We start from the raw sequence: 2,476 nt of genomic DNA on the forward strand, positions 1-2,476 counted from the left end.
CGCCGACGCGCGCCAGGGCGCGGTCGGCAGGCCTTCGGCCTTGCGGTCGGTCATGGCAGAACTCACTTCTTCTTGCTTGCGCGAAGACTGCCACAGGCATGGCCGGCATGGCTGGCTTTTGCAGCGATGCGCTGTCGCTCGAGCGGCGACGATCCCGTGCGCCCCACCCGCCATGGATGGCAGAACTCACTTCTTCTTGCTTGCGCGAAGACTGCCACAGGCATGGCCGGCATGGCTGGCTTTTGCAGCGATGCGCTGTCGCTCGAGCGGCGACGATCCCGTGCGCCCCACCCGCCATGGAAGTTCAAGCGTTGATCGATCCGTCGCGCTGCGCGTCGGCCGCGTAGCCGGACAACGGCTGCCGCGCCCTGAAATGCGGATCGGCGACGATGCGCAGGCCCTGGGGACCGCGCACACGCTCTAGCGCGGACAGGCTCACGTGTCCGAGTTCAGGAAAGCCTGTACCGGCATCGGTCAGCCCATAGGCGCGATCACCGTCGGCATCGAGTTCGGTGAGCAGCCAGCACGCTGCGGCGTCCAACGTGTACAGCTTGACGACGGGATAGGGGTCGATGGCTTGGCCACGGGCGCGCGCCGTACCGTTGGCTAGCATCTCGGCGCGCTGCTGCTCGGTGAGAAAAGTCATTGGGCCCTCAAAAAAATGACCGGGTGCTAGTGCCACAAGGACAGGTGTAGGAGGATTTCTGCACGCGGGTAGATCCCGAAAACAACGACATGAGTTAAAGATAACGTGGTTTAAATTGTGCTGAAACGAGACGCTTCTGTCCATGCAGAAGCGAGCCATTCAGCGAGGACGCCCTACCGGCGCGACGACCTTCGAGGTCGCGCCGGCGCTGGCGTTCGGCGCTGTGGTGCGCGCACTGAGAACCGAAGACGGCATCGCCCAGGAAACGCTGGCGCACCTCGCCGGCATCGAGCGCTCTCACATGGGCAAGATCGAGCGCGGCGAGCACATGCCGACGCTGGTTCTGGTGCTCAGGATCGCTCGGGCACTGGGCCGCAGCGCCGGCGAGCTGATGCTCGAGACAGAGGCCAGGTTGCCGAAGGAATGGCACCAGCCTCCCGCAGAAGGCTGACGCCCGCGGCGCTACGCCACGATGCGACCTGCCAGCCGCGCCTCGCGCGCGTAGCCGCTCAACCGCTTGTCAGCGACGAAATGAAGATCGCGCTCGATGGGCAACCCCCACCTCGCACGCAAACTCTCCAGCTCCGCCAGACTCACATAGCCCAGCTCGGGAAAACCTTGCCCGAGATCGCAGAGTCCAAACGCGATGTCTTCGGAATCGAGTTCGGTCAACAGCCACGTCGCGCCCGCATTGGGCGTGAACAGCTTGACCACCGGCCGCGGATCGAAGTGAGAGTTCTCGACCGATTCCCGGCCATTGGCCAGCAGCTGCGCGCGTTGTTCGTCGGTAATGAGCTTCGTCATGGTCTTTCTCCTTGGAAGGAATCGGGCGGAATTGCCCGAGACCGGAAGCCGCAYGGCGCAGCGCAGCCGTCAGGGTTCGAGAGACGGCCGCCGGCCGCAAGCGCACGACGTGCGCGCAGACCTTGACGGCGAGAACGACGTGCAACGATGAAGGGAACAGCAAGCCAGCCCTCCCCTGTCGTGGCAAGCGAAGCGCGCAGGCCGGGAGCGCAGTGAAGGCCGCAGGCGTCAGGGATGGAAGCCAGAAGGGGCGAGACGCCACCGGCGGCTCGGTGCATCGCACGACAGCCCGGCCCGGCACCGCCAGGAGACGCACGAATGTCTTCGCCGCCAAACCGTGTGCACGCCGATTCGTAAAACCTGCGACGCGTCTCTGCACGAACCCACGGATCCGAAGAACCGCTTCCGCACATCCACTGCTGCTCGTGCATCCGTAGAACCGCAAAGTCGGAATGGCGACGATTCATAGATCAGCAAATCAGGAAGTACGGACTGACGCCAATCCGTACTTCCGCGATTCGGTACGGGCTCGCAGCAGTGAAACGGCCCGCGACCAGCGGGGCATAGATGGTGAACTCAGAGGTGAAGCGCCCCGCCTGCAGGCGGGGCACGGGGCGGCGATCAGTCGCCCTTGCTGCGCGACCAGATCAGGTTGTGCGCGCCGTCGTCGCCTTCGACCAGGCGGGCATAGATGGTCGCCGGGAACGACGGATCGTCCAGCGTTACCGACAGGTAGGGCCGGTCCGCCTTGCTGACTTTCTTCCAGGCCGCGCCGATCTCGTAGCCGGTGCCCGCCACGATGCGGTAGTCCGGGGCGTTCTCGCTTTCCTTGTCGCTGGGCGCGATCTTGACCTTGACGTTGAGCGTCAGGGTGCGAACCGTGCCGGTGAAGCCGTTGTTCTGTGCGGTGAAGGTGCCGATGTTGGCCATGATGAAGTCCTTTCGAAGTTGACCAGGTCCGCGCCCATCGCGGCCTTGGCGTGATCCGGACGGTGCGGGTCCGGGCGCGTCGCACCGAAGGCCGCA

The 2,476-nt window shown here is 64.8% G+C and carries 4 protein-coding genes; 1 reads left to right on the top strand and 3 read right to left on the bottom strand.

All coding sequences use genetic code 11. From position 1 onward, the window contains the following. Nucleotides 1-304: 304 nt before the first annotated feature. A complete protein-coding gene (locus AC1DOC_RS29230) occupies nucleotides 305-646 on the bottom strand; it encodes a DUF2958 domain-containing protein (protein WP_012747208.1) in 342 nt (113 codons plus the stop codon). Nucleotides 647-788: 142 nt separating this feature from the next. Between AC1DOC_RS29230 and AC1DOC_RS29235 the strand changes: the two genes are divergently transcribed. Continuing rightward, nucleotides 789-1,097 (top strand): helix-turn-helix domain-containing protein, encoded by a 309-nt coding sequence (locus tag AC1DOC_RS29235; protein WP_012747207.1) that lies wholly within the window; start codon nucleotides 789-791, stop codon nucleotides 1,095-1,097. 11 nt (nucleotides 1,098-1,108) lie between these two features. Here AC1DOC_RS29235 and AC1DOC_RS29240 read toward each other — a convergent pair whose 3' ends face one another. Together AC1DOC_RS29240 and AC1DOC_RS29245 are read right to left on the bottom strand one after the other, a co-directional pair. Further along, entirely contained in the window at nucleotides 1,109-1,450 is a 342-nt protein-coding gene (locus AC1DOC_RS29240; RefSeq protein WP_012747206.1) for a DUF2958 domain-containing protein, read from the bottom strand. 621 nt (nucleotides 1,451-2,071) lie between these two features. Beyond that, nucleotides 2,072-2,380, bottom strand: a complete 309-nt coding sequence (locus AC1DOC_RS29245; protein WP_012747205.1) for a DUF736 domain-containing protein — start codon at nucleotides 2,378-2,380, stop codon at nucleotides 2,072-2,074. Nucleotides 2,381-2,476 lie beyond the last annotated feature (96 nt).

This window comes from Variovorax sp. 01T439_2, from assembly GCF_056398445.1.